Below are 26,319 nucleotides of genomic sequence, written 5' to 3'. Positions count from 1 at the left end.
TTCTTGATAGAACTCTCTTATAAATATTAATAAAATTGGGATATTGCTCCTATGTAGGATGATGAATTTATAGCTTTAAAGTTTGATGATAAACAGAAGTTTTTTCTTTTATAAGGGGTGCTGTTTAGCATTTATTTTGTAGTGGGAAATTGTGAGAGTGGTAAAAAATAAAATGCAAATGCAAGAGAACAAAAATTCTCTTCCTCGCTTTATTCATTTGAGAGTGCATTCAGCTTATTCCTTGCTCGAAGGGGCTTTAAAAATCCCCCAAATTATTCAACAGACGATTTCAGATCATGCACCAGCGGTTGCTATTACCGATACCAATAATTTATTTGGTGCTTTGGAATTTTCACAGCATTGTCTTTCTCATGGGGTCCAACCTATTATTGGTTGTCAGCTTACTGTTGATTTTTGTGATGAAAATGATCATTCACGTTTGGCTAAATGGCGTAATCCTTCAGATTTTTGCTCTATTGTTCTTTTGGCTGCTAGCGAAACCGGTTATGCTCATTTGGTTCGTCTTGTGAGCCGTGCTTATCTTGATAAGTGTGATACTGATCCTCCTCATATTAAAGCTGATTGGTTGTCAGAACACAGTGAAGGCATAATCGCTTTAACGGGTGGAAAGGGAGGACCTATTAATCTTTCTTTGGCAGAAGAGAAAAAAGAACATGCTGTTGAGCGCTTAATTTATTTGAAAAAATCTTTTGCTGATCGTCTTTATGTGGAGTTACAACGGCATGGCTCTTATGACCGGAGAGTAGAAGCTGATCTTATTGAATTGGCTTATGCGCATGAAATTCCTCTTGTAGCAACGAATGAAGCCTTTTTTCTGAAAAGAGAAGGATATGAAGCGCATGATGCGCTGATGGCTGTTTCAGAAGGACAAATTGTCTCTAATCCAGATCGCAAACGTGTGACACCAGATCATTATTTGAAGTCACAAGATGAAATGGTTACACTGTTTTCTGATCTTCCAGAAGCTTTGGAAAATAGTGTTGAAATTGCATTGCGTTGTCATATTGCCTCGCCTCTTCGAAAACCGATATTGCCTCGTTTTATAGAACAATCTGTTAATTCAGAAACTACTTTAGAAATAGAAGATAGTGAGTTATTAAATCAGGCTAAAGATGGTTTGAAGATTCGGCTTGAAACAATAGGGTTGGCTGAAGGGTATACGATTGCAGATTATGAACAGCGGCTTGATTATGAAATTTCAGTTATTACGCGTATGCAATTTTCTGGATATTTTCTTATCGTTTCAGATTTCATAAAATGGGCAAAGGTTCATGACATTCCCGTTGGACCAGGCCGGGGTTCTGGTGCTGGTTCACTTGTTGCTTATGCATTGACGATTACTGATGTGGATCCCTTGCGGTTTTCTCTTCTCTTTGAACGTTTTCTGAATCCAGATCGTGTTTCGATGCCAGATTTTGATATCGACTTTTGTCAAGAGCGGCGCGAAGAAGTTATTCAATATGTTCAAAAAAAATATGGACGTGATCAAGTTGCTCAAATTATTACTTTTGGTAAGTTACAGGCACGTGCAGTTTTGCGTGATGTGGGGCGTGTTTTAGAAGTTCCTTATCGTCAGGTGGATTATCTTACAAAATTAATTCCTGCCACCCCAGGAAGTCAGGTAGAATTAGCAGATGCTATTAAGGATGAACCTAAATTTGAAGAAGAAAAGAAAAAAGATCCCGTTGTTGGACGCGCATTAGATATAGCGCTTCAGTTGGAGGGACTTTATCGTCATGCTTCAACTCATGCTGCTGGGATTGTTATCGGAGATCGTCCACTTTGGGAGCTTGTCCCGATGTATCGTGATCCTCGTTCTGATATGCCTGTTACACAATTTAACATGAAATATGTTGAACAAGCGGGGCTGGTAAAATTTGATTTTCTTGGATTAAAAACGCTTACTGTTTTGAAAATGGCAGTCGATTTTGTTGCCAGAAAGGGGATTAAAATAGATTTATCAAATATTCCTCTGAATGATGAAGCAACCTACGCTATGATGGCACGTGGTGAAACGGTTGGCGTGTTTCAGGTGGAAAGTTCTGGTATGCGCAAGGCGTTGATTGGAATGAAGCCAGACCGTATTGAAGATATTATTGCGCTGGTTGCACTTTATCGTCCAGGTCCAATGGAGAATATTCCAACCTATAATGCACGCAAACATGGGGAAGAGGAAATTGCTTCTATTCATCCTAAAATAGATCATCTGATCAAAGAAACACAAGGTGTTATTGTTTATCAAGAACAGGTGATGCAGATTGCTCAGGTGCTTGCTGGCTATTCGCTTGGGGAAGCCGATTTATTACGTCGTGCTATGGGGAAAAAAATTCATGCTGAAATGCAAAAACAGCGTACGCGTTTTGTTAATGGAGCCGTTGCAGGTGGTGTGGATAAAGATCAAGCTGATATTATCTTTGATCTTTTAGCAAAATTTGCCGATTATGGTTTTAATAAATCGCACGCTGCTGCTTATGCAATTGTTTCTTACCAAACAGCTTATATGAAAGCAAACTATCCCGTTGAGTTTTTAGCTGCTTCAATGACATATGATATGACGAATACAGATAAGCTCAATGATTTTCGGCGTGAAGCATTAAGGTTGGGTATTGAAGTTATTGCACCTTCTATACAAACATCTCATCGTGTTTTTGAGGTTGGTGATAACTGTATTTATTATTCTCTTGCTGCCATTAAAGGTGTGGGAGAAACTGTTGTAGATCATATTGTTTCTTGTCGTGGGAGTAAGATTTTTAAGGATTTGGAAGATTTTTGTGCGCGTGTTGATCCTCGTATTGTTAATAAGCGTGCGATGGAAAGTTTAGTTTGTGCTGGTGCTTTTGATTGTTTTAACATTGCACGTGAGGTTTTATTAGCCAATCTTGGAACCCTTCATGCGCGTGCACTTCGTATTCTCGATGACAATTCTAGCGGGCAGGTTGATATATTTGGAATGGCAGGCGGATTAAAAGAACCATTGATTTTATCGCAAACAACCCCTTGGTTGCCGGCTGAGAAACTTTATCGAGAATTTCAAGCTATAGGTTTTTACTTTTCTGCGCATCCTTTGGAGGAGTATCAAGCTATTCTGAACAAAAAACGCATTCAGACTTGGGGTAATTTTGCCAATGCCGTTAAAGGGGGAGCAACGGCTGCACGGCTTGCTGGAACTGTTGTGGCAAAAAACGTGCGCAAAACAAAATCTGGTAAAAAAATGGGAATTATTCATTTTTCTGATACAAGTGGACAATATGAAGCAGTTCTCTTTTCTGAGGCACTCTCGGATTATGAAGAGATGCTAGAACCCGGAAAATCTTTTATTATTACGGTGAGCGCAGAAAATCGTTCTGAAGGAGTTAGTTTGCGAATTGAAACAATTCAGTCTTTGGAAAATGAATCATTACAACAGCATAAAATGATGCGTCTCTTTATAAAAACAGTTGATATGCTTCCACAAATTGAACAAAATTTAAATCTTGGGGGGAATGGAGAGGTTGGGCTTATTTTAATTCAAGAGGATGGATTGCGAGAAGTCGAAATTGCGCTTCCTAAGCGATATAAGGTAAATTCACATGTCGCAAATGCTATGAAATTAATTCAGGGTGTTGTTGATGTAGAATTGAGTTAAAGAAAGATTAAAAATGGGAGCTGATTTTGAGTGGTGTTTTTGCTTTTAGGAGAGCTAAAAATGGAGCTTTTAAAATCGGATTGTAGGTTTCGAAAAATATTGCTTTTATTAGAGTAAATTATGATATTTTTTAGTGTCATAAAATTAAAAAAATCTCGTTCTTTCGTAATATTCAAAGTGCCGGAAGAATTTTATAAGTTTTTATCATTATTTTTTATAGAATTCATCGCATCATACATGTAAAGCCAATTGAGATCTGACATAATGCTCTCTGGTGTACGAATTTTCATCATGAGATTGCGTGCAATTGCTATGGGACCGGTTGCGTGATAGGCTAATCTATTGAAATCTCCGCGTTTTTTTACTGCTGCAATACGCGGGGTGCGTGTTGTTTCGTAAAGCGAAAGTGCTTTCGTTAATGAAAAATCTTTCAATGAAAGTGCTTTTGCTAATGTGGCAGCATCTTCGATTGCCATAGCGGCACCTTGTGCTGCAAAAGGTAAGGCAGCATGTGCGCAATCGCCAACAAATACTTGTCTCTCTAAACCGATAAAACGATTTTGTTTCATTTGAAAAAGTGGCCAATAACTCCATTCATCAATATGATCGAAGATTTGTAAGATTTTTGAATTCCAATCTTTAAAAAGAGATTTGAGTTTTTCTTTATCTCCTTTATGGGCCCATCCTTCTTTTGAATTTTCTCCATGCGTAATGGCGACAAAATTAAAAATTTTTTCTGACGATTGAATGGGGTAGACAACAAGATGATTTTTTGGTCCCATCCAAGCCGTAATTGTCTTCATATTTTGCAATGAAGAACGAAAGTTTTGAGGAAGATTATCAGATGTTGTTGTTGCACGCCAAGCAATAAAGCCACTAAAATTTGCTTTTTCATGAAAAGGAGATTGTTGCCGTAATGTTGACCAAACGCCATCACATCCGATCAAGAGGGGCGTTGAATAAAGCTGTTCTGTTGCCGTATCTGTTTTTATTGTCGTGATTTTAATGTTGGTTGCCGATTGGGTAGAAGATACAATCGTTTCGCCTGCTTTGTATTTGATCAAAGGATTTTCAATCACTGCATTATATAAAATTTTTTGTAAAGCCGCGCGGTGAATCGTCATATAAGGGGCTTTCCAATATTTTTCTGTTAGATTAATAAGATGAGCCCGTAGATGTATTTTTAAAGATAATCCATCTTTTAACTCAAGAAAATATGGGATTGTCGCGACTTCAGTGAGTTTGTTAAGAAGTTTCCAGCGAGCAAGAATAGATGTTGCATTTGGTGTCAGTTGAATACCAGCGCCTATCGTTTCAAGTTGCTTACACTTTTCGATAATGGTGCTTGCAATTCCTTTATGAGCGAGTGCTAAAGCAGTGCTTAAACCAGCAATTCCTCCTCCAACGATGATGGGTGATTGTTCCACAAATGATTTCATATTAAACAAGCAGAATTAAAAGAGGGGTTATTAAGAAAGCCAAAAAACGCAATTATAATAGCTTTTCTGGATGATATAAGCATCCTGTTGGGCTTGTTTGATCGTATGATAGCGAGGGAACATAACGATAAAGGGTTGAGCAGTAAGGGCAAATTTTCTCATCTGCTGCTCCCATATCGATAAAGATATGAGGATGATCGAATGGGTGTGTAGCGCCTACACACATAAATTCTTTCACACCAATTTCGATTGTTTTATATCCAAGGTCATTTTGGAAATGAGGAATATTGTGATCAGCCATGGCATACAAACTCCAGAATAAATTTTCTCATCAGCTATGATTGGGCTCTTCTATTTTATAGGCGTGAGTTTGTAATAAAGCGTATAATAATGCAAGATGCTTTTTAAGACAAATTTCTCTTCTTTTATGCTATATTAGAATAGTTGTCTTACTTTTAGTGCTTTGCGCATAGCAATAATTCCAAGTACTTTTAAATATTAAATGGAAAAATGATGAGGGAAGTTAGGCATTGATATATTATTATGATGATAACATATTATCAAATGTTATGTGAGATATTTCGTCAAGGATTTTAGAAAATATAAAAGAAAATTATTTAGGATATATGGAACAGAGGGTGGTAGATAAAATTTCTATATCGAATATAACAATGAAAAATCCGGTACGATTTATTAATCGAGAGTTTTCATGGCTACAATTTAATAATCGTGTTTTGATGGAAGCGGCTAATTCGAAACATCCTTTATTAGAACGTCTACAATTTCTTTCTATTTCAGCTGCAAATCTTGATGAGTTTTTTATGGTTCGTGTTGCAGGACTAGCAGCTCAAATTCGTGCTCGCGTTACAGCGTGCAGTGCAGATGGGCACACTCCACAGGAACAACTTGATATTGTATTAGCTGAGATTTCAAAGCTGCAGGCTCACCAACTACGAGAATTGAATGTTTTACGTGATGAATTAAAAAAGAATGATATTGAAATTATTTGTTCTGATGATCTTTCAGAAATTGAAAAATCATGGCTTGAAAAATATTTTCTTGAGACAATTTTTCCTGTTTTAAAACCTTTACCTGTTGATTCTACTCATCCTTTTCCATTTATTCCTAATTTAGGGCTTTCTATTGGGCTTCAATTGTCTGGAGAAACTGATCAGAATTCACACACAGTGTTGTTATCTATTTCAATGCTTTTAAGGCGTTTTATTCTTCTTCCTCAAGAAGGCAATCATTTTCGTTTTATTGCATCTGAAGATGTTATTTGCCTTTTTATTAAATATGTATTTCCTAACTATGAGGTTAAAGAAATTGGTACATTTAGAATAATCCGAGATAGTGATATTGAAGTAGAAGAAGAAGCTGAGGATCTTGTTCATTTTTTTGAAACTGCTCTTAAAAGGCGGCGCCGTGGGCAGGTTATTCGAGTTGAGTTTGACGCAAAAATGCCAGAGAGTTTACGCCAATTTATAGCGAATAGTCTCGCTGTTCCTGATAATTGTATTAATGTCCTTGACGGATTTTTAGCGCTTAATACGGTATCAGAAATTGTTTCTATTCCCCGCGATGATCTTAAATTTATTCCTTATATTTCTCGTGTTCCAGAATGTATTCGTAAACATAAAGGGGATTGTTTTGCGGCTATTCGTGAAAATGATATTGTGATTCATCACCCCTATGAGACATTTGATGTTGTTGTCCAATTTTTACGTCAAGCTGCTTGCGATCCTGATGTTGTAGAAATAAAACAAACACTTTATCGTACATCAAATGATAGTCCAATTGTTGGCGCTTTGATTAAAGCAGCTGAACAGGGAAAGTCTGTGACTGCTTTGGTAGAACTTAAAGCACGTTTTGATGAGGAAGCAAATATTCGTTGGGCCCGGGATCTTGAATGTGCTGGAGTTCAAGTTATTTTTGGTTTTATTGCATTAAAAACGCATGCTAAGATGTCATTAGTTGTGAGACGTGAGGGAAAACGTCTTCGCTCTTATGTTCATCTTGGAACAGGAAATTATCATCCCATTAATGCTAAAACTTATACCGATCTTTCTTTTTTTTCCACGGATGATGATATCGCTCATGATGTTGCGTTATTATTCAATTATATTGCGCAATATGAGCGTCCAAATGAAACAATGAAGATTGCTTTTTCACCCTTAACACTGCGTGGTCGTATCTTAGAGCATATTGAGGGAGAAATTGTTCATGCACAACAGGGAAGGTTTGCTGCTATTTGGATGAAAGTTAATGCATTGGTTGATCCTGAAATTATTGATGCTTTATATCGTGCCAGTCAAGCAGGGGTGCAAATTGATTTGGTTGTGCGGGGGATATGTTGTTTACGTCCTGGTATTCTAGGAATTTCGGATAATATTCGTGTAAAATCAATTGTCGGGCGTTTTCTTGAACATAGTCGCATTTTTTGTTTTGGGAATGGTCAAGATTTGCCTAATGAAAATGCACTCGTTTACTTAGGCTCTGCTGATATGATGCCTCGTAATTTGGACTATCGTATTGAAATATTGGTTCCGGTTTTTAATAAAATAGTGCGTCAAAAAATTCTTTTACAGATTATGTTAGCTAATATCATTGATAATCAACAAAGCTTTGATATACTTAAGGATGGAACATCAAAACGTATTACACCGCAGATAGGTGAAAGTCTATTTAATGCGCAGGAGTATTTTATGGCCAATACAAGTTTTGCGGGGGAAAATGAGTCTTTTGAGTCTTCTGTTTCGCGCTTGGTTGCGTTGCATCGGCAACAAGCCGAAATACATAAAGACTAAAATCCAATGACATATAGAGATGCTCAAGGTCGGTTAAAAGGGCGTAAGCCTGTTGCTGTTATTGACATTGGCTCAAATTCTGTTCGGTTGGTTATTTATGAGGGGCTTGTTCGATCACCAACAGTTTTATTTAATGAAAAGATTCTTTGTGGTCTCGGTCATGGTGTGGCGAAAACAGGATTTTTAGAAGAAAAATCGATGAAAATGGCGTTGCAAACACTGAAACGGTTTCGTACGCTTTGTCGACAGATTGGGGCAGATGAGGTCTATACTTTAGCAACAGCAGCAGCACGAGATGCACAGAATGGCGTAGCATTTATTCAGCATGCTGAAGATATTTTGCAAAATAAAATATATCTTCTTTCAGGAAGTGAAGAAGCTATGTATTCAGCATATGGAGTTGTGTCTACTTTTTATCAACCAAAAGGTATTTCTGGGGATCTTGGTGGTGGAAGTCTTGAGCTGATTGATATTGATCATTCTGATGTTGGTGAAGGGATAACGCTCCCATTGGGTGGTTTAAGGCTACAGTATATGTCAAATAATGATAGTGCTGTAGCTACAAAAATTGTACATGAGCAATTTTATAAATCGTCTGTTGTTCGTGCTCGTAAAGGTATAGCACGTTATTTTTATGCAGTAGGGGGGACATGGCGTAATTTGGCAAAACTCCATATGGCAATGAAACACTATCGGCTCCCTGTTATGCATGGCTATGAAGTTGATGCTGTTGAAATGGAGAACTTTTTACGTCTTGTAGCACGTGGCAATATTGATAATATGAGAGGGATTGCAGCGGTTTCTCAGAACCGTCGAAAACTTTTATCTTATGGGGCAATAGTTCTTATTGAACTCATTCAGTGTATGGAGTTTGAAAAGATAATCTTTTCTGGTGCTGGCGTTCGTGAAGGTTTTCTTTATTCACGATTGCCGCAGGCGATTCGACTTTCAGATCCTCTCATTGCAGCATGCACAGAAATGGCTATTTTACGGGCACGTTCACCAAAACAAGCAGAAGAACTCATTGATTTTACGACGAATGCTTTTGAAGTTTTTGGAATTTCAGAAACCGAAAATGAATGCCGTTATCGTCAAGCCGCTTGTCTTCTTGCGGATATTGGTTGGCGTATACATCCAGATTATCGAGGCAATGAAGCAGCAAATCAAATAGCTTTAGGATCTTATCCAGGAATTTCTCATGAAGGGCGCCTTTATGCGGCACTTGCTGTTTTTTTTCGCAATACGAGTTTATTGGTTGATAAAGAATCTCTTCCCATTTTTCAATTAGCAACTCAAAATATAATTGAAAAAGCACGTATTCTTGGCGAAACTATGCGTATTGCTCATCTTTTTAGTGCTTCTGTTGCAGGAATTTTACCTCATTTATTGTGGCATAAAAAAGCAGATCATATTATCCTGCAGATCCCAAAGAATTACGCTGGGTTATTAGGAGAACGTCCTCTTGGACGATTACAGAAGTTATCAAAAATAATAAAACAACCTCTCGCTTTTGAAATTTTTTGATTTTTTTCCTAATTTATTCGTGTTTTATGTCTTAATAATAGGGCCATTGACGAGGGATAAACTAGGTAGCCTATCATCATGAGCTGGACAATAGGACTTGTTCCATAACGCCCATGCTAGACACCACGCAAAGCATTTGTAATGCCTGAGCATTCATAAAAGAAAACATAATTTTTTATTCTGTTACTTGCATCACAGGATGGATTTTTCACTTCACAAGCTTCATGTGAAAATGAAAAGTTTTGTCCATTTTTACGTGAAAAGGTTTTCTTTTTATGCTGCGTCGTTATAACGTTTCTGTTTAGCTTGCTCGATTATCTTAATAAGATTACGATTGTAACCAACGCGATAAAAAACAAGTTTTAAAGATTTTGGGAGAGATCCATTGGTTACATGACGCTGGAATGTTGAAATACTCATATGAAACAGTTTTGCACTTTCACGGTCTGTCAAAAGAATATCATTTCAGTCATTATAAAATCCTTTCACTATAAAAAATAGAAATAAATCACAACTATTTATTAACCATGATTTTCGAATCCTTTGAAAGGTGTTTAATTTATAAAAAACAGCGCTTTATCATATAATTTCTTATGTGAAACTTTATGAGTCTTATTGAGATGGAATGAGAGAATCTTACGATATTCGGAGGTCTAATTCAATATAAATAACGCTAGATTATCGTTAGAAATCAATATATTGCTTTTGTTAGGTATTTTAGTTGTTATGCTGGCTCGTTTTTGATTGTTAGATTGCAATCTTGGTAGTTTTTAATACGATATGGTGACGTGAGGCATTATATCTTTGTTTGTTCCTATTTCTAGGCTGCTATTTTTGTAATGAATGCGCTTTTATTATCAGAACTTTTTTTTTCAAAACTTTTAAATAAGGAACTGTCTGTTTTTTTAGATTATTTTTAATGGGATTTCTATTTAATTGACCTGATAAAGATTTAGCTATCATTTTAATAAGAGTTTACTATTTAATTTTTTAACTTTGTCAGAAGTAGGCTTTATTTATCCTGTTTGCGTTGGCCTATAGGGCATACCAATTGATGTAGATAATGAGTAGCGTAATGGATTTTTCAAAATGAAAATGTAAATTAAAGCTGTTTTGTGCTTATTTTTCCATCGTTAAAGTAAAACCCTATCTGGCCCTTTAGCAGTTGTTCGGCTTTTTTACCAAATATTTCATAGCGCCAGCCATTCATAGCGGGAATATTTTTCTTTATTCCTCCATTGGCAATTTTTTCTAAATCATTAGATGTTGCAATAATTTTAGGGGCAATGCTGTTTTCATTTGCAACAATTTTTAATAACACTTTGAGCAGATCGATAACAGCGGCTGTCGTATCATTGAGTGGATTATGTTTAGGAATGGGGGGTAAAGTAGAAAGATCCACCTCTAATCCTTCGTGGACAGCTTTGATTAATGATTGAGCAATTGAGAGTTTATCCCAGTTCTTATTAAGACTGCGCAACCGTTTTAATGCAGATTCATCTTTTGGTTGTTGGGTTGCTATTTCTATAAGACATTCATCTTTTATGATATGACGACGTGGCATATTGTATTTTCGTGCTTCACGTTCCCGCCAAGCTGCTATCTTTTGTAATACAGCAAGTTCACGTGGCTTTTTAATTTTTCCTTTCACTTTTTTCCATGCTTCATCTTCTGGCATATCATAGGTTTTAGGATTTAAAAGGATTGTTATTTCATCATCCATCCAGTGAGCTCGTTGATTTTTCTCTAACCTTTTTTTCAATAACAAGTAAACATCTCTTAAGTAAGTTACATCGGAAAGTGCATAGAGCAGTTGTTTTTCAGACAAAGGGCGGTAACTCCAGTCTGTAAAGCGGGAGGATTTATCAAGATGATGCCCTGTACAGCGTTGTACAATTTGATCATAGGAGATAGAATCACCAAATCCACAAATGGATCCTGCTATTTGCGTATCAAAGAGAGGGGAAGGAATAACACCTCCAAGGTGATAAATTGTTTCAATATCTTGGCGCGCAGCATGAAAAACTTTTACAACTTTTTTATCGACCATAAGGTCAAAAAATGGTTGTAAATCAATATCTGGTGCTATGGGATCAATCAAAACTGTAACATCTGGTGAGGCGAGCTGTATTAAACACAGTTGAGGCCAAAAAGTTGTTTCGCGGATAAACTCAGTATCGACTGTTACAAAATCAGAGGTACGTAGAGCGTTAAGTGCAATTTCAAGATCTGTTGTTTGTGTAATAAGATTCATCATTTTATTATAATTCGATAAATTAAATTTGTCCTTTGTTGACTTTATTTTTGAGTTTTTATTCTCATATCTTGACAAATGGTTATTAAAAAGCGTTTGTAGCGCATGTGAATATTATAATCAAAGGCAAAAAACATGCATCGTTATCGCAGTCATCATTGTGCGGCTCTCCGTAGATGTGATGTAGGAACACAAGTTCGTCTTTCGGGGTGGGTTCATCGTGTTCGTGATCATGGAGGGATTCTTTTTGTGGATTTACGTGATCATTTTGGAATCACACAAATTGTTGCTGACCCTGCTTCACCAGCTTTTAAAGTTATTGAAAAAGTGCGTTCTGAATGGGTTATTCGTGTGGATGGGGAGGTATGTGCTCGTTCTGATGAGGTTATTAATGCAACGCTTCCAACAGGTGAGATTGAAATTTTTGCACAAGAGGTAGAAATTCTTTCAAAATCTGATGAGCTTCCTTTACCGGTTTTTGGTGAGCCTGATTATCCAGAAGATATTCGATTAAAATATCGTTTTCTTGATTTGCGTCGGGAGACTATGCACAAAAATATCATGCGTCGGACTGAAATTATTGCGGCTATGAGACGAGCTATGCAAAATAATGGTTTTACGGAATTTACGACGCCACTTTTGACAGCTTCATCGCCGGAAGGAGCGCGTGATTTTTTGGTTCCAAGTCGTGTTCATCAGGGAAAATTTTATGCGCTACCGCAAGCGCCACAGCAATATAAACAATTGTTGATGATGTCAGGTTTTGATCGTTATTTTCAGATTGCTCCATGTTTTAGAGATGAAGATCCAAGGGCCGACCGTCTTCCTGGTGAATTTTATCAATTAGATGTTGAAATGAGTTTTGTTGAGCAAGAAGATGTTTTAGCAACTATGGAACCTATTATGCGTTCTATTTTTGAAGAATTTGCAGATGGAAAGACTGTGACACAAAGCTTTCCTCGCATTTCCTATGATGAAGCAATGCAAAAATATGGTTCTGATCAGCCTGATCTACGTAATCCGATCATTATGGAAGATGTTTCTCAGCATTTTTATAATTCTGGTTTCAAAGTCTTTGCTCAAATTTTAGCGAATGATGAGAATGCTCAAGTGTGGGCTATTCCAGCTAAAACGGGTGGAAGTCGTGCTTTTTGTGATCGTATGAATGTATGGGCACAAGGCGAGGGGCAACCAGGGCTCGGCTATATTTTCTGGCGTGAAGAAGAAGGAAAATTTGAAGGAGCAGGGCCTATCGCTAAAAATATTGGTGAACAGAGGACTGAAGCAATCCGTATACAGCTTGGGCTTGAAAGTGGGGATGCCTGTTTTTTTGTAGCTGGCGATCCAAAAAAGTTTTCATCTTTTGCCGGAGCAGCACGCACAAGGGTAGGGGAAGAATTAGATCTTCTCGATAGAGATAGTTTCTCTTTGGCGTGGATTGTTGATTTTCCATTTTTTGAATGGAATGAAGATGAAAAAAAGATTGATTTTGCACATAATCCTTTTTCCATGCCTCAAGGGGGAAAAAATGCCCTTGCCTGTCAAGATCCTCTTACTATTAAAGCTTTTCAATATGATCTTGTTTGCAATGGTTATGAAATTGCATCAGGTGGAATTCGTAATCACTTACCAGAAATGATGCTTAAAGTTTTTGAACTTGTAGGACTTTCTAAGGAAGTTGTGAAAGATCGTTTCGGTGGTCTTTATCGTGCATTCCATTATGGGGCTCCACCACATGGTGGTATGGCTGCAGGAATTGACCGCATTATTATGCTGTTGCAAGGTGTTAAAAATTTGCGTGAAGTTGCTTTATTCCCTATGAATCAACAGGCGCTTGATCTTTTGATGAGTGCTCCGTCTGATGTTTCTCCTACACAATTACGTGATTTAGGAATCCGCATGGCTCCTACTCACAAAAATAGCTCATAAAGTTGATAATGGATTGTTTTCATCTTTTCTACGTAGAATGAAGTTTTGATGCCTTTCAAGAGCCATCGGTGTGTGTGGCTGTTTGTGAAATTTAGATAGGAAAACGCTATTGTGTTGATTCTTTACGAGGCATTTTTATTCCTTGTTTCTATAGTGGCTCTTCCACTTGTGATAGGTGAGGAAATGATTATGATTGCTTGATCATGAATAAATTAGAAATGAAAGAACTCTATAATATTCGGGAGTCTCATTTTAGTTGAAAAAAATGAATTATCTTTATGTGTCAATATATTATTTATTTTTTATTGAAGTTTTTACAACGTTGTAGCAGAGAATTGTGTCTCTTCGTTTTTATGAGAATAATGTGGTTTTCCATTCTATGGACTTACTCTGAAAAGTTTAAATTTCATAAGCTTTGAACATTTTTTTGGTTTTTCGTAGAAAAACTGAATGGGGTTGTTATACAATTTATCTTTATAATAAAAGATGATGTTTGAAAGGTGCTTTTGTCATTTCAGAAAAAGATGAAATAACTCTTTGTGGGCAGTTAAATTATCGTCGAATTTGACAAAGCTTTCAATAAATTACTTAGGACAAGGGGGGGAGGACATGTATAAATTTTTCAAATTGATATAATTTTCTGTTCATGTTCTAATTGCAGCGTTTGTTTTTATGTAATTGACTTTTAATAAAAAAGTCGACTCATAGAAGATTTCATTAAATAAATCCTATAAAATAATTTCTTATTATTGTGGGAATTGTTGTTTTAATCTATGTCTGATAAAATGAATTTACCTTTTGATAAAGAACATATTGAACCAATAGAATTACGTTCTGCTTTACAGGAACGTTATTTGGCTTATGCACTTTCTACGATTACACACCGTGCATTGCCTGATGTACGTGATGGATTGAAGCCGGTCCACCGGCGGATTGTTCATGCGATGCGTCTTCTCAAACTAAATCCTGGACAGTCTTATGCGAAATGTGCGCGGATTGTTGGTGATGTCATGGGAAAATTTCATCCTCATGGGGATGCGTCTATTTATGATGCCTTGGTGCGCTTGGCTCAAAGTTTTGCTGTTCGTTATCCGTTGGTTGATGGGCAAGGCAATTTTGGTAATATTGATGGTGATAATGCTGCTGCCATGCGTTATACGGAAGCACGTATGACTGAAGTGGCTGCATTGTTACTTGAAGGAATTAATGAGAATGCTATTGATTTTCGTTTAACCTATAATGAGGAAGATGAAGAGCCGGTTGTTTTACCAGGAGCTTTCCCTAATCTTTTAGCAAATGGTTCTTCTGGTATTGCTGTTGGTATGGCAACATCTATTCCACCCCATAATGTTGCTGAGCTTTGTGATGCAGCGCTCCATTTGATTGCGCATCCCGATGTAAATGATGAGGAATTAAATCAATTCGTTCTTGGTCCTGATTTTCCGACGGGGGGAATTTTAGTTGAACCTAAAAAAAGTATTGAGGAATCCTATCGTGTTGGGCGTGGATTCTTTCGCTTGCGTTCACGTTGGCATCAGGAACCTGGTAGCCGTGGTTCTTACGTGATCGTTGTAACTGAAATTCCCTACCAAGTTCAAAAGTCACGCCTTATTGAAAAAACTGCGGAATTGTTGCTTGCACGTCGGTTGCCAATGCTTGAGGATATTCAAGATGAATCAGCAGAAGATATCAGAATCGTGCTTGTTCCTAAAAATCGGTCGGTTGATCCGGAGCTCCTTATGGAGTCTCTTTTTAAATTGACTGACTTTGAAGTAAGATTTCCCCTTAATCTGAATGTTTTGTCTTTGGGAAAAATACCCAATGTTCTTTCTTTGCGAGAAAGTTTGCAGCAATGGCTTGAACATCGTCAAGAAGTGCTTATTCGTCGCTCTTATTATCGGCTTGATCAAATTGATAGCCGATTGGAAATTCTTCATGGATATCTTATTGCCTATTTAAATCTCGATGAGGTCATTCAGATTATTCGTGAAGAGGATGAACCGAAAAAGAAGCTGATTAATCGGTTTGAATTAACAGAAAATCAAGCTGAAGCTATTCTTAATATGCGCTTGCGTTCTTTGCGTAAACTTGAGGAATTTGAAATTCGTAAAGAATTTGAAAGTTTGAAAGCTGAAAAAGAAAAACTACAGAATTTATTAGCTTCTCCTATAAAACAGTGGAAAATAATTTCAGAAGAAATCAAAAAAGTTCGAAACACTTTTGGTCCTGAAACACTCTTGGGGAAAAGACGTACGACGTTTGAAGAGGCACCAAGACATGATCTTGATGATATTCAACAAGCAATGATCGAAAAAGAACCGATTACTATTGTTATTTCTGAAAAGGGGTGGATGCGTGCTTTGAAGGGACACTTGAACGATTATAAAGCACTTTCTTTTAAAGAAGGAGACAGTTTAAAGTTAGCCTTTCCAGCATTTACGACCGACAAGATTGTGCTGATCAGTACGGGGGGGAAGTTTTTTGCTATTGGTGCAAATAATTTACCTGGAGGGCGGGGACATGGTGAACCTATTCGTCTCTTAGTTGATATGGATGATGAGCACGATGTTCTCACAGCGTTTGTGCATCACGCCGAGGAAAAATTGCTCTTGGTTTCATCTCACGGTAATGGTTTTATTGTTTCTTCTGCAGAAGTGATCGCCAATACACGAAAAGGAAAGCAAGTGATGAATGTGAAAGCTCCTGATAAGGTAAAGCTTTGTGTTCCGGTAAATGGTGATCATGTTGCTGTAGTCGGTGAAAACCGTAAAATGCTTATTTTTTCTATTGAACAAATACCAGAAATGAATCGCGGTAAAGGTGTTCGTTTACAGCGTTATAAAGAAGGTGGTGTTGTTGATGCCAAGACTTTTAATTTATCAGAAGGCTTAAGTTGGCAAGATACAGCTGAACGAATCTTTAACCGTCAAGCTGATGATCTCATTGAATGGATGGGAATGCGTGCGGGCGTCGGGCGTTTGGTTCCAAGAGGATTTCCAAAATCAGGAAAATTTATCAATTAAATGTATTTTATAAATGGGAAAGTTCCCTATGGTTTTATGATTGTGTAAGATATTAATTTATAAAGATAATTTATTATTTTTTATATTGAACGAAAGACCTAAAGCGTAAGTTTTTCTCTTATTTCGATCTTGTTTAGGTTAAACCAATCAAAACTGTTTGTTTGCCTGTCATGAGATGAGAGACCAGCCCGTCTTCATAAAAACTATTGAAGAAAAGAATCAAAATATTTTTTAATAAACCGTTTCACAGACAAGAGTTGTTGCAACAATAGGTATGTTTGTTTTTTTACATTATACCATTTATGGGTGCTGTCGTGAAATGATTTGATATTTCGAGAGCTGTACCTTTAAACAAACAATGTGAATGTTTAACACAAGAGTGTTCTATTTGGAGATGTTTTATTTTGTCTGATAGGTTTATTTTCTTATTGTTCAAGAGAGATGTTATTAATCTTTCGTAATAATATTTATTCGTTAGGATTACTATGATATTGCCTAAAAAGATGACCACGTTCAGCCCATAAGACGAGAAGTATGGCAGTGAGACTCAGAAAGAAAAATCCTGCTGAGTTTGGGATGGTTGTTTCATCGAATTGTTGGGCAATAAAAAAGCTAAGTCCTGCACCGATAGATGTTTGAAGAAAGCCGGATACAGAAGAAGCTGTTCCAGCTATTTCTCCTACAGGTTCAAGAGCGAGTGTATTGAAATTGGCCATAATACCACCGCAGGTAAACATTAATATACAATATAACGTCATATAAAAAGGAAAAGGGATAACACCACCTGCTAAGATGGACCCAATAAACCAAATGCATGAAGTGGCACAAAAGAGCAAAAGCATAGTATGAGCAATACGCCGCATTCCAAGGCGTCCAACGAGTTGAGAGTTAAAGAATGATGATAGAGCTTGAAATGCAGCACCAACTGCAAAAGCAATAGGGAACCAAAGTCCTAGATTATAGATCCCTTCATATGTTTGTTGTGATGTATTAACGGCGGTAAAGATACAGCCTAAAATAATGGAAGTTGCAAGTGTATAGCAAAGTGTTGTGCGATTGGTTATTACAATCCATAAGTTGTGTTTAACTGAAGAAAAGGAAAGAGAGCGTTGCGCATAAAGAGTTTCAGGCAAGCGTAGTTGAATCCAAATCATCAGTCCTAAACCAATCATTGCCATGAAAATAAAAATATATTGCCAATGTCCAAGAAGTAAAATGATCTGTCCTGTTGCGGGACCAACCATTGGTGCAACAAGAAAAACCATCATAACAATAGACATAACTTCTGCCATTTTTCGACCACTGTAAAGATCACGTACGACGGAAACTGTAAGAACTCGCATAGCAGCCCCTCCAATACCTTGCAAGATACGTAAAATAAGTAAGAGAGAAAAATCAGTTACAAAGGCACAGCCAATCGCCGTAAATGAATAAAAAGCGAGCCCGAGAAGAATAAGTTTACGTCGTCCATACCTATCGCTTATTGGACCGAAAAATATTTGAGCAATACCATAGCTAATAAGATAACTCGAAATGATATAATGTTGATCATTTTCATTGAGAACATTTAAGCCGTCTAAAATATCGGGCATAGCTGGCAGCATAATATCAACAGCTATAGCGTTAATAGCCATGAGCGAAGCAATAAGAATAACAAATTCTTTATAGCCAATTTTGTTTCTAATCGCATCTCTATGCGTTTGTTCATCGACTGAATATGACATATGGCATCCTTGAAATAAAAATTTCGTCTGAAAACAGCTCTTTTTAAGAGTCTGAATAAAATGAAAGATACCTATGATTGATTACATGAAATATTTTTTTCTTTCAAAAGTTCCTGTAACTCATTGTTTTGAAACATCTCTTTAACAATATCACAGCCTCCGATAAATTCACCTTTGATATAAAGCTGTGGAATTGTTGGCCAATTTGAGTAATCTTTAATCCCTTGACGCAATTCGTTAGAAGTTAAGATATTAATCCCTTTATAATTCAATCCTAAATAATCAAGAATTTGAACAACTTGTCCCGAAAACCCGCATTGCGGAGCGTCAGGTGTTCCTTTCATGAATAAAATGACGTCGTTTGTTTTAATTTCGTTGTCAATAAAATCATGAACAGTGGTCATTTTTATCCCTCGATATTTCAGATTTTTATCAGTGTGTAATTTATACTCATACTGCTTTTAATCGTATTAAATGTGTGAATGCAAGAAGAAATTTTAGATTATTTTGGGACATTTGTTTGCAACATTAAGGCGTGAAGGTCATTTCCCATATTGCCTTTAAGGGCATCATAGACCATTTTATGTTGTTGAACACGGGTTTTACCACGAAAACTTTCAGAAATAACTTCTGCAGCATAATGTTCCCCATCTCCAGCAAGATCACGAATTCTTACTGTAGCATCAGGAATGCCTTCACGAATAAGCGTTTCAATTGCATGGGCACTCATTGCCATCATTATTCTCCTATGTTGTTCATTTTTTATAAAGGCTGTTTAAGAGAAAAAACAATTTTTACTCTTCACCCATAAATTGTGGAAACCAGTTTTCATAGGCTTTTGTGAGTTTGTCTATAGAAAGTGTTAATATCCCATCTATATTAAGAGAAGTACCCTCGACTTGACCTAGCTCTGTTAAAGAAACTGTATTGATTTGTGCACGCTCTTTAAGACTATTAAGAGAGTGAGGTTTGACGGCTAAAAGATAACGTCCTTGGTCTTCTCCAAAAAGTTCTGCATGATGGGGTGATTTATTGCTTAACTTTACTTTGATTCCTTTACCTGCTTTAATCACCATTTCAGCAAGTGCTATCGCTAATCCTCCGTCAGAAAGGTCATGGGCGGCGTGAATAAAACCACGATGTATGACATCTCGAACAAATTGACCATGCTTTTTTTCAAGTTGTAAATCTACAGGTGGGGGGGCGCCTGCATCAATATTTAAAATGTTACGTGCATAGATTGATTGTCCTAAATGGGAGCCGCAATTTCCTACTAAAACAAGAATATCTCCATTTTGCATACCACTTATTGTTACCATTTTAGACCAATCATTAAGAAGGCCTACACCAGCAATTGTGGGGGTTGGAAGAATGGCTTCCCCATTTGTTTCGTTGTAAAGAGAAACATTGCCTGAAACGATAGGAAAATCAAGGATTCTACAAGCTTCTCCTATACCTTTAATAGCAAAAACCAGCTGTCCCATAATTTCAGGTTTTTCAGGGTTACCAAAATTGAGATTATCTGTAGCAGCCAGTGGTGTTGCACCTGTCGTACTAATGTTTCGCCAGCATTCTGCGACAGCTTGTTTCCCCCCTTCATAAGGGTCTGCTTCACAATAGCGAGGTGTTACATCAGAAGAAAAAGCAAGAGCACGTTTGCTGTTGTTTCCTACACGGATAACGCCTGCATCACCTCCTGGACAAACAAGGCTATTTCCTTGGATAAGGGTATCATATTGTTCATAAACCCATCGCCGAGAACTTTGATCAGCAGAATTCAATAAGCACAGAAGCGCATCACCAAGATTTTCAACTTTTTTGACGTCTTCTGCTTTCAAGGGTGTTTTTTTTGCCGGCTCACTCCAAGGACGATCATAAACAGGCGCTTCATCACCAAGCTCTTTGATGGGAAGATTGACAACTTCTTCCCCTTGATGAAATACACGAAAACGTAAATCATCGGTTGTTTTTCCAATGATAGAAAAATGTAGTCCCCACTTATGAAAAATTGCTTCTGCTTGCTTTTCTAGTTCTGGTTTAAGGACCATGAGCATACGCTCTTGACTTTCAGAAAGCATCATTTCATAGGCTGTCATGTTTTCTTCTCGAACAGGAACTGTATCAAGATTAAGCTGTATCCCCAGATTTCCTTTTGCTCCCATTTCAACGGCAGAAGAGGTGAGTCCTGCTGCCCCCATATCTTGAATAGCAACCACGGCTCCAAGTTCCATGAGCTCTAAACATGCTTCAAGGAGACATTTTTCTGTAAAAGGATCACCGACTTGAACGGTTGGACGTTTTTCACTGATTGAAGAATCAAATTCAGCAGAAGCCATTGTTGCTCCACCGACACCATCACGTCCTGTTTTTGCACCCAGATAAACAACAGGGAGTCCAATACCTTGTGCTTTAGAATAAAAAAGGGCGTCTGTCTTTGCAATACCGGCGACAAAAGCGTTAACAAGGATATTGCCATTATAACGCTCATCAAAATTTACTTCTCCACCAACCGTTGGAACACCAAAAGAATTGCTGTAACCACCTATTCCAGAAACAACACCAGAAACAAGATGGCGTGTTCGTGGGTGATCAGGAGCACCAAATCGCAATGCATTCATAGCAGCAACAGGACGGGCTCCCATTGTAAAGACATCACGTAAAATACCACCAACACCTGTCGCTGCACCTTGATAAGGTTCAATATAAGAAGGGTGGTTATGGCTTTCCATTTTGAAAACAACACATTGTCCTTCGCCAATATCGACAACACCAGCATTTTCACCAGGTCCTTGGATGACACATTTTCCTTCTGTCGGAAGAGTTTTTAGCCATTTTTTAGATGATTTATAGGAACAATGTTCGTTCCACATCGCAGAAAAAATTCCTAGTTCAGTAAATGTTGGTTCTCTACCAATTAACGTTAGGATACGTTGATATTCATCTTCTTTTAGCCCGTGTTGTGCAATGAGTTCTGATGTAATAGTGATGTTATTGCAAGGCTTCATGAGTATTTATCCGTCAAATTAATCGAAATTTAGTATTTTTATTTTTTTAACCTAGCAGCTTATATTATAAACAATCATGTTGTTTAATAATAAAAATATTTATAGACAGTAAGCTGAAGATTTTGTCCGTTTGTTTGGTGGGATTTAAGACTAAAAATGGTCTTAAATAATTATGTGTTTAGAAAATAATATCCATTGTTGTTTGTGAAGAGCTTTGTTTATAGCTTTATGAAGCAAGAAATGGTATAAATCCTTATTTTTTTAAATTATGGAGCGCGAGTATTTTTGCAGCATTATCCATTTACTAACTCTAAAGCACTTTGAAAAAGTAAACGACCGTCAGTACCTCCGTGGGCGGGTTCAATAAAGTTTTCAGGATGGGGCATCATACCAAGAATATTACCAGCTTTATTAACAATACCAGCAATATCTTTCATTGAGCCGTTCGGGTTTGTATTTTCTGCATAGCGAAAAACAATTTGTTCATTGTCTTCCATTTGTTTCAATGTTTCACTATCAACAAAATAATTTCCGTCATGATGGGCAACAGGACAACGAATAATTTGTCCTTTAGAATAATATCGAGAAAATTTTGTCTTGGCGTTGACGACTTCAAGCTTGATTTCACGACAAACAAATTTTAAAGAAGCGTTACGCATTAAAGTACCGGGTAATAATCCTGCTTCCAACAAAATTTGAAATCCATTACAGATACCTATAATTGTCGTACCTTCTTGTGCTTTTTCACGAATGGCTTTTAAGACGGGAGTTCGCGCTCCAATCGCACCACATCTTAAGTAGTCGCCATAGGAAAAACCACCAGGAATAATAATAACATCTACATCTGGAATTGTTGTTTCTGTTTGCCAAATTTTTAGTGGCTCAACTCCCGTTATATGATGTAATGCTGCAACCATATCTCGATCACGATTTAATCCAGGAAGTTGAATGATGGCAGTTTTCATGAGCGTTTCACTTACAGAAGTTCGATTGTATAATTTTCGATGACAGTATTTGCGAGTAACTCTTCACACATTTGTTCAAGTTTTTTCTTTGCAGTTTCAGAAGGTAAATCATCAAGAACAATATCAAAAACCTTTCCTTGACGAATAGATTGAATGCCTTCGAAAGCCAAACTTTTTAAAGCACCGACAATTGCTTCTCCTTGTGGATCAAGAACGCTTTCTCTTAAAGTAACCGTAATGCGTGCTTTCATTTTTTGCTTCCTGCTTGTTAAAAGAACCTCTCCTTTGAAGAGGGGGGGTTGTATAAGGTGATGTTTTTTACCTTGTTTTTACTTTACGAGAACGGGACCACTTGGTCGTGTTGGTTCGTTTTCATTCATAATACCAAGACGTTTGGCAACTTCTTGATAGGCATTAATAAGCCCTCCCATATCACGACGAAAACGGTCTTTATCCATTTTTTCTTGTGTGTGCATATCCCATAGTCGTGCAGAATCAGGAGAGATTTCATCAGCAAGAACAATGCGCATTGTTTCATCTTCCCACAGGCGACCAAATTCCATTTTAAAATCAATTAATTGGATGTTAACACCGGCAAAAAGCCCAGAAAGAAAATCATTAATACGAATTGAAAGTTGCATGATATCTTCTATCTCTTGTGGCACAGCCCATCCAAAAGCTGTGATATGTTCTTCCGTTACCATAGGATCATCGAGAGAATCATTTTTATAGTAGAATTCAATGATGGATTGCGGAAGCGGGGTTCCTTCTTCCAGTCCTAAACGCTTAGCAAGAGAGCCGGCAGCAACATTGCGAACAACAACTTCCAACGGAATGATTTCCACCGCTTTAATAAGCTGTTCGCGCATGTTTATACGTTTGATAAAATGTGTTGGGATGCCCAAACGTCCAAGATGGCTAAAAATATGTTCCGAAATTCGGTTGTTTAAAACGCCCTTTCCGTCGATAATTTCATGTTTTTTTGCATTAAAGGCAGTTGCATCATCTTTAAAAAATTGAATATAAGTCCCTGGTTCAGGTCCTTCATATAAAATTTTAGCCTTGCCTTCATAAATACGGTGGCGACGATTCATCATGATTCTCTATTTATCTTGAGAGGTTTTTAATAACATTGATAAATGATACTATCCTAATTGATAGAATTTCTCAATGATATTGCTATGATACTTTTATAATTTTTATCATTACACGTTTACCCAAAGGTGAAGATACATAAGCGATGAGAAAGAAGATCACCTCTTTTGGATCAAATTTTTGCAAGAAAGTGAGAGAGGACCATAAGCCCTTCAGGCCAAGGTCCGTGTCCGGATTCTGCGTTAATATGGCCAGAATACCCAGCATCAACAAAGAGTGATCCCCAATCATTGGCAATTTTTTCTGCTACTGAAAATTGACAAAACTCATCGTTGCGACTGGCTATGACAATAGAAGGAAAAGGAAGCTTTTGGCGATGATAGGGGCCAAATGTCATTAAATGTTTGGGACGTATTTTTTCATTGGCGACATCTGGAGGTGCAACAAAGAAAGCGCCACAAATTTTTTCTGTATTTTGTACAGTTGCATGAATAACACTGGGAACTCCTAATGAATGAGCAATAAGCATAACAGGCCTTTGAGCTTTTGCGATGGCGGTTTTAACTTTGTTAACCCACTCTTCACAAACAGGCTTTGACCAATGGAGTTGTTCAATGCGGCTGGCTGTCGACAATTTTTTTTCCCAGCGTGTTTGCCAATGATCTGGACCAGATCCTTTGTAACCAGGAACAATAAGAATATCGAGTTGATTTGCTTTCATGAATTGTTTTCTTTGTTACAACAGATTTTTGATCATAGGTTGAATGGATTTTGGTTTTCTATGTCGCTTTATTGTTCTTCAAAAACACGTTTAAAAATCGTATTGATATGTTTGGTGTGGTAAGAAAGATCAAATTTTTCGCGAAGTTCTTCTTCACTTAAAGCTTTGGTAACATCTTTGTCGTTGAGGAGTTCTTCTAAAAAATCTTTTCCTTGTTCCCAAACTTTCATCGCATTTCGTTGTACAATCCGATAAGAATCTTCACGACTAATCCCTGCTTGTGTGAGTGCTAAAAGAACCCGTTGTGAGTGAACAAGACCGCGGAATTTATTGAGATTTTTTTGCATATTTTCTGGATAGACAATGAGATTTTCAATGACAGATGTGAGGCGAGAAAGAGCAAAATCAAGTGTAATAGTCGCATCTGGAGCAATATAACGCTCAACAGATGAATGGGAAATATCACGTTCATGCCAAAGAGCTACATTTTCCATGGCTGGGAGTGCAAATGCACGTACCATACGGGCTAATCCAGTTAAATTTTCTGTTAAAACTGGATTACGTTTATGAGGCATTGCCGATGAACCTTTTTGCCCAGGTGAAAAATGTTCCTCTGCTTCAAGAACTTCTGTTCGTTGTAAATGGCGTATTTCTATTGCTAGCCTTTCAATAGAGGAAGCAATAACACCAAGTGTTGCAAAAAACATAGCATGACGATCTCTTGGTATTACTTGGGTGGAAACCGGTTCAGTACGCATTTTCAAGGCTTTTGCTACATGTTCTTCAATGCGTGGATCGATATTAGCAAAAGTTCCTACAGCTCCTGAAATCGCGCAAGTAGAAATTTCTTCTCGTGCAGCAAGAAGACGTTTGCGACAACGAGAAAATTCAGCGTATGCAAGAGCAAACTTGATTCCAAATGTTGTCGGTTCAGCATGAATGCCATGACTCCGCCCAATGGTGATTGTCTCTTTATGCTCAAAAGCACGTCTTTTTAATGCTTCAAGAAGTTGATCTATATCCTCTAGCAAAATATCACTCGCACGCATCAATTGAATGTTCAGCGTTGTATCGAGAACATCAGATGATGTCATACCTTGGTGGATAAAACGTGCTTCTGGTCCAATGAATTCAGCTAGGTGGGTTAGAAATGCGATAACATCATGTTTGGTAATTGCTTCAATTTCATCAATACGATTGACATCAAATTTAGCTGCTGCCCCTTTTTCCCAAATGACTTTGGCGGCTTCTTTCGGAATAATCCCTAAGTGAGCAAGAGCATCACAGGCATGGGCTTCAATTTCAAACCAAATACGATATTTTGTTTCAGGAGACCAAATTGTTACCATTGCAGGGCGGGAATAACGTGCGATCATCATTTTTTTCCTTGTTGTGAGAGGATTGCGGCTTGGCGCAATGCACTAATACGTGTTTTGTAAAGCTCTTTATTGCCATCTTTATAAATTGCAGAGCCTGCGACAAATACATTTGCACCAGCTTTTGCAGCTATCCCAATTGTATCAACGGTGATACCACCATCAACTTCAAGATCAATAGGGCGGTTTGCAATCATGCTTTTAACGCGCTTAATTTTATCTTTTATTTCTGGAATAAAACTTTGTCCACCAAAACCGGGATTGACCGTCATGATGAGAATGAGATCTAATTGATCAAGCAAATATTCAAGTACATGTTCAGGGGTGCTTGGATTGAGTGCGATTCCTGCTTTTTTCCCCATTTTTTTGATTGTTTGTAATGAACGATGAAGATGTGGACCTGCTTCAGCATGAATAGTTATAATATCTGAACCTGCTTTTGCAAAAGCTTCTAAATAAGGGTCTACTGGTGCGATCATCAGGTGGACATCAAATATTGCTTTTGTTAATGGGCGCAGAGCTTTGATGATTTCAGGACCAAAGGTGATGTTAGGAACAAAGTGCCCATCCATAACATCAAGATGAAGCCAATCTGCACCAGCATCAACAACATCTAACATTTCTTGTCCAAGTTTAGAAAAATCAGAAGCCAAGAGAGAAGGCGAAATGAGATGAGAATGGGGCATTAAAATCTCCTTAGATTGGCAGTTTTTATCATATCACTGTGTATACACAAATATTTTTTGTGTTATGACGGAAAAGAAAAAATATGTATTATAGGTCTTTTTATGGAAAGATTGCTTGAAATTTT

18 protein-coding genes and 1 pseudogene are annotated in these 26,319 nt (G+C 37.4%); 5 read left to right on the top strand and 14 right to left on the bottom strand.

The genetic code is table 11. The features are described 5' to 3' along the window. Positions 1–178: 178 nt before the first annotated feature. Complete coding sequence (dnaE, locus tag ACFINE_RS05525; RefSeq protein WP_375621339.1) at positions 179–3,646, top strand: DNA polymerase III subunit alpha; 3,468 nt, start codon at positions 179–181, stop codon at positions 3,644–3,646. Positions 3,647–3,837: 191 nt separating this feature from the next. Here the strand turns inward: dnaE and ACFINE_RS05520 are convergent, their stop codons facing one another. Both ACFINE_RS05520 and ACFINE_RS05515 read right to left on the bottom strand, forming a co-directional pair. After that, entirely contained in the window at positions 3,838–5,085 is a 1,248-nt protein-coding gene (locus tag ACFINE_RS05520) for an FAD-binding protein (protein ID WP_375621324.1), read from the bottom strand. A gap of 52 nt (positions 5,086–5,137) precedes the next feature. Continuing rightward, a complete protein-coding gene (locus ACFINE_RS05515) occupies positions 5,138–5,386 on the bottom strand; it encodes a zinc-finger domain-containing protein (protein ID WP_375621323.1) in 249 nt (82 codons plus the stop codon). Between the two features lie 325 nt (positions 5,387–5,711). Between ACFINE_RS05515 and ACFINE_RS05510 the strand changes: the two genes are divergently transcribed. Both ACFINE_RS05510 and ppx read left to right on the top strand, forming a co-directional pair. Continuing rightward, a complete protein-coding gene (locus tag ACFINE_RS05510) occupies positions 5,712–7,892 on the top strand; it encodes an RNA degradosome polyphosphate kinase (RefSeq protein WP_375613092.1) in 2,181 nt (726 codons plus the stop codon). Positions 7,893–7,898: 6 nt separating this feature from the next. Further along, entirely contained in the window at positions 7,899–9,416 is a 1,518-nt protein-coding gene (ppx, locus tag ACFINE_RS05505; protein WP_375611538.1) for an exopolyphosphatase, read from the top strand. Positions 9,417–9,689: 273 nt separating this feature from the next. On the opposite strand, the pseudogene ACFINE_RS05500 reads toward ppx, so the two are convergent. Together ACFINE_RS05500 and rnd are read right to left on the bottom strand one after the other, a co-directional pair. Next, positions 9,690–9,875 (bottom strand): annotated as a pseudogene (locus tag ACFINE_RS05500) (helix-turn-helix transcriptional regulator). A 643-nt stretch (positions 9,876–10,518) separates the two neighbouring features. Further along, positions 10,519–11,673, bottom strand: a complete 1,155-nt coding sequence (gene rnd / locus ACFINE_RS05495) for a ribonuclease D (protein WP_375611539.1) — start codon at positions 11,671–11,673, stop codon at positions 10,519–10,521. 132 nt (positions 11,674–11,805) lie between these two features. On the opposite strand from rnd, the gene aspS reads away from it, so the two are divergent. Then, positions 11,806–13,599 (top strand): aspartate--tRNA ligase, encoded by a 1,794-nt coding sequence (gene aspS / locus ACFINE_RS05490; RefSeq protein ID WP_375621322.1) that lies wholly within the window; start codon positions 11,806–11,808, stop codon positions 13,597–13,599. 773 nt (positions 13,600–14,372) lie between these two features. Further along, on the top strand, positions 14,373–16,622 hold the full coding sequence (gene parC, locus ACFINE_RS05485; protein ID WP_375621321.1) for a DNA topoisomerase IV subunit A: 2,250 nt from the start codon (positions 14,373–14,375) through the stop codon (positions 16,620–16,622). 467 nt (positions 16,623–17,089) lie between these two features. Here parC and ACFINE_RS05480 read toward each other — a convergent pair whose 3' ends face one another. The 10 genes from ACFINE_RS05480 to rpe form a co-directional block, all read right to left on the bottom strand. Beyond that, positions 17,090–18,346, bottom strand: coding sequence for a multidrug effflux MFS transporter (locus ACFINE_RS05480; protein WP_375611542.1), 1,257 nt, complete (start codon positions 18,344–18,346; stop codon positions 17,090–17,092). A 71-nt stretch (positions 18,347–18,417) separates the two neighbouring features. Then, entirely contained in the window at positions 18,418–18,750 is a 333-nt protein-coding gene (grxD, locus tag ACFINE_RS05475) for a Grx4 family monothiol glutaredoxin (protein WP_375621320.1), read from the bottom strand. Between the two features lie 98 nt (positions 18,751–18,848). Then, on the bottom strand, positions 18,849–19,082 hold the full coding sequence (locus ACFINE_RS05470) for a BolA/IbaG family iron-sulfur metabolism protein (RefSeq protein WP_375611543.1): 234 nt from the start codon (positions 19,080–19,082) through the stop codon (positions 18,849–18,851). A gap of 58 nt (positions 19,083–19,140) precedes the next feature. Continuing rightward, positions 19,141–21,351, bottom strand: a complete 2,211-nt coding sequence (purL, locus tag ACFINE_RS05465) for a phosphoribosylformylglycinamidine synthase subunit PurL (RefSeq protein ID WP_375621319.1) — start codon at positions 21,349–21,351, stop codon at positions 19,141–19,143. A 293-nt stretch (positions 21,352–21,644) separates the two neighbouring features. Further along, a complete protein-coding gene (gene purQ / locus ACFINE_RS05460; RefSeq protein WP_375613086.1) occupies positions 21,645–22,316 on the bottom strand; it encodes a phosphoribosylformylglycinamidine synthase subunit PurQ in 672 nt (223 codons plus the stop codon). An 11-nt stretch (positions 22,317–22,327) separates the two neighbouring features. Beyond that, complete coding sequence (gene purS / locus ACFINE_RS05455; protein WP_375611546.1) at positions 22,328–22,567, bottom strand: phosphoribosylformylglycinamidine synthase subunit PurS; 240 nt, start codon at positions 22,565–22,567, stop codon at positions 22,328–22,330. A gap of 78 nt (positions 22,568–22,645) precedes the next feature. Further along, the gene (gene purC, locus ACFINE_RS05450; RefSeq protein ID WP_273791179.1) at positions 22,646–23,410 is read right to left on the bottom strand and encodes a phosphoribosylaminoimidazolesuccinocarboxamide synthase; all 765 of its coding nucleotides are present in this window, start codon (positions 23,408–23,410) and stop codon (positions 22,646–22,648) included. Between the two features lie 173 nt (positions 23,411–23,583). After that, positions 23,584–24,132 (bottom strand): RBBP9/YdeN family alpha/beta hydrolase, encoded by a 549-nt coding sequence (locus tag ACFINE_RS05445; RefSeq protein ID WP_375611547.1) that lies wholly within the window; start codon positions 24,130–24,132, stop codon positions 23,584–23,586. Between the two features lie 68 nt (positions 24,133–24,200). Continuing rightward, the gene (gene purB / locus ACFINE_RS05440) at positions 24,201–25,508 is read right to left on the bottom strand and encodes an adenylosuccinate lyase (RefSeq protein WP_375621338.1); all 1,308 of its coding nucleotides are present in this window, start codon (positions 25,506–25,508) and stop codon (positions 24,201–24,203) included. Then, entirely contained in the window at positions 25,508–26,194 is a 687-nt protein-coding gene (gene rpe / locus ACFINE_RS05435) for a ribulose-phosphate 3-epimerase (protein WP_375621318.1), read from the bottom strand. The genes purB and rpe overlap by 1 nt, the downstream gene beginning before the upstream one ends. Positions 26,195–26,319 lie beyond the last annotated feature (125 nt).

Source organism: Bartonella sp. AA97HXZ (assembly GCF_042196985.1).
In the GTDB taxonomy this organism is placed as follows: Bacteria; Pseudomonadota; Alphaproteobacteria; order Rhizobiales; family Rhizobiaceae; genus Bartonella.
Note: the sequence above shows the minus strand (reverse complement) of the source record. Positions and strands in the feature narration are given on the sequence as shown.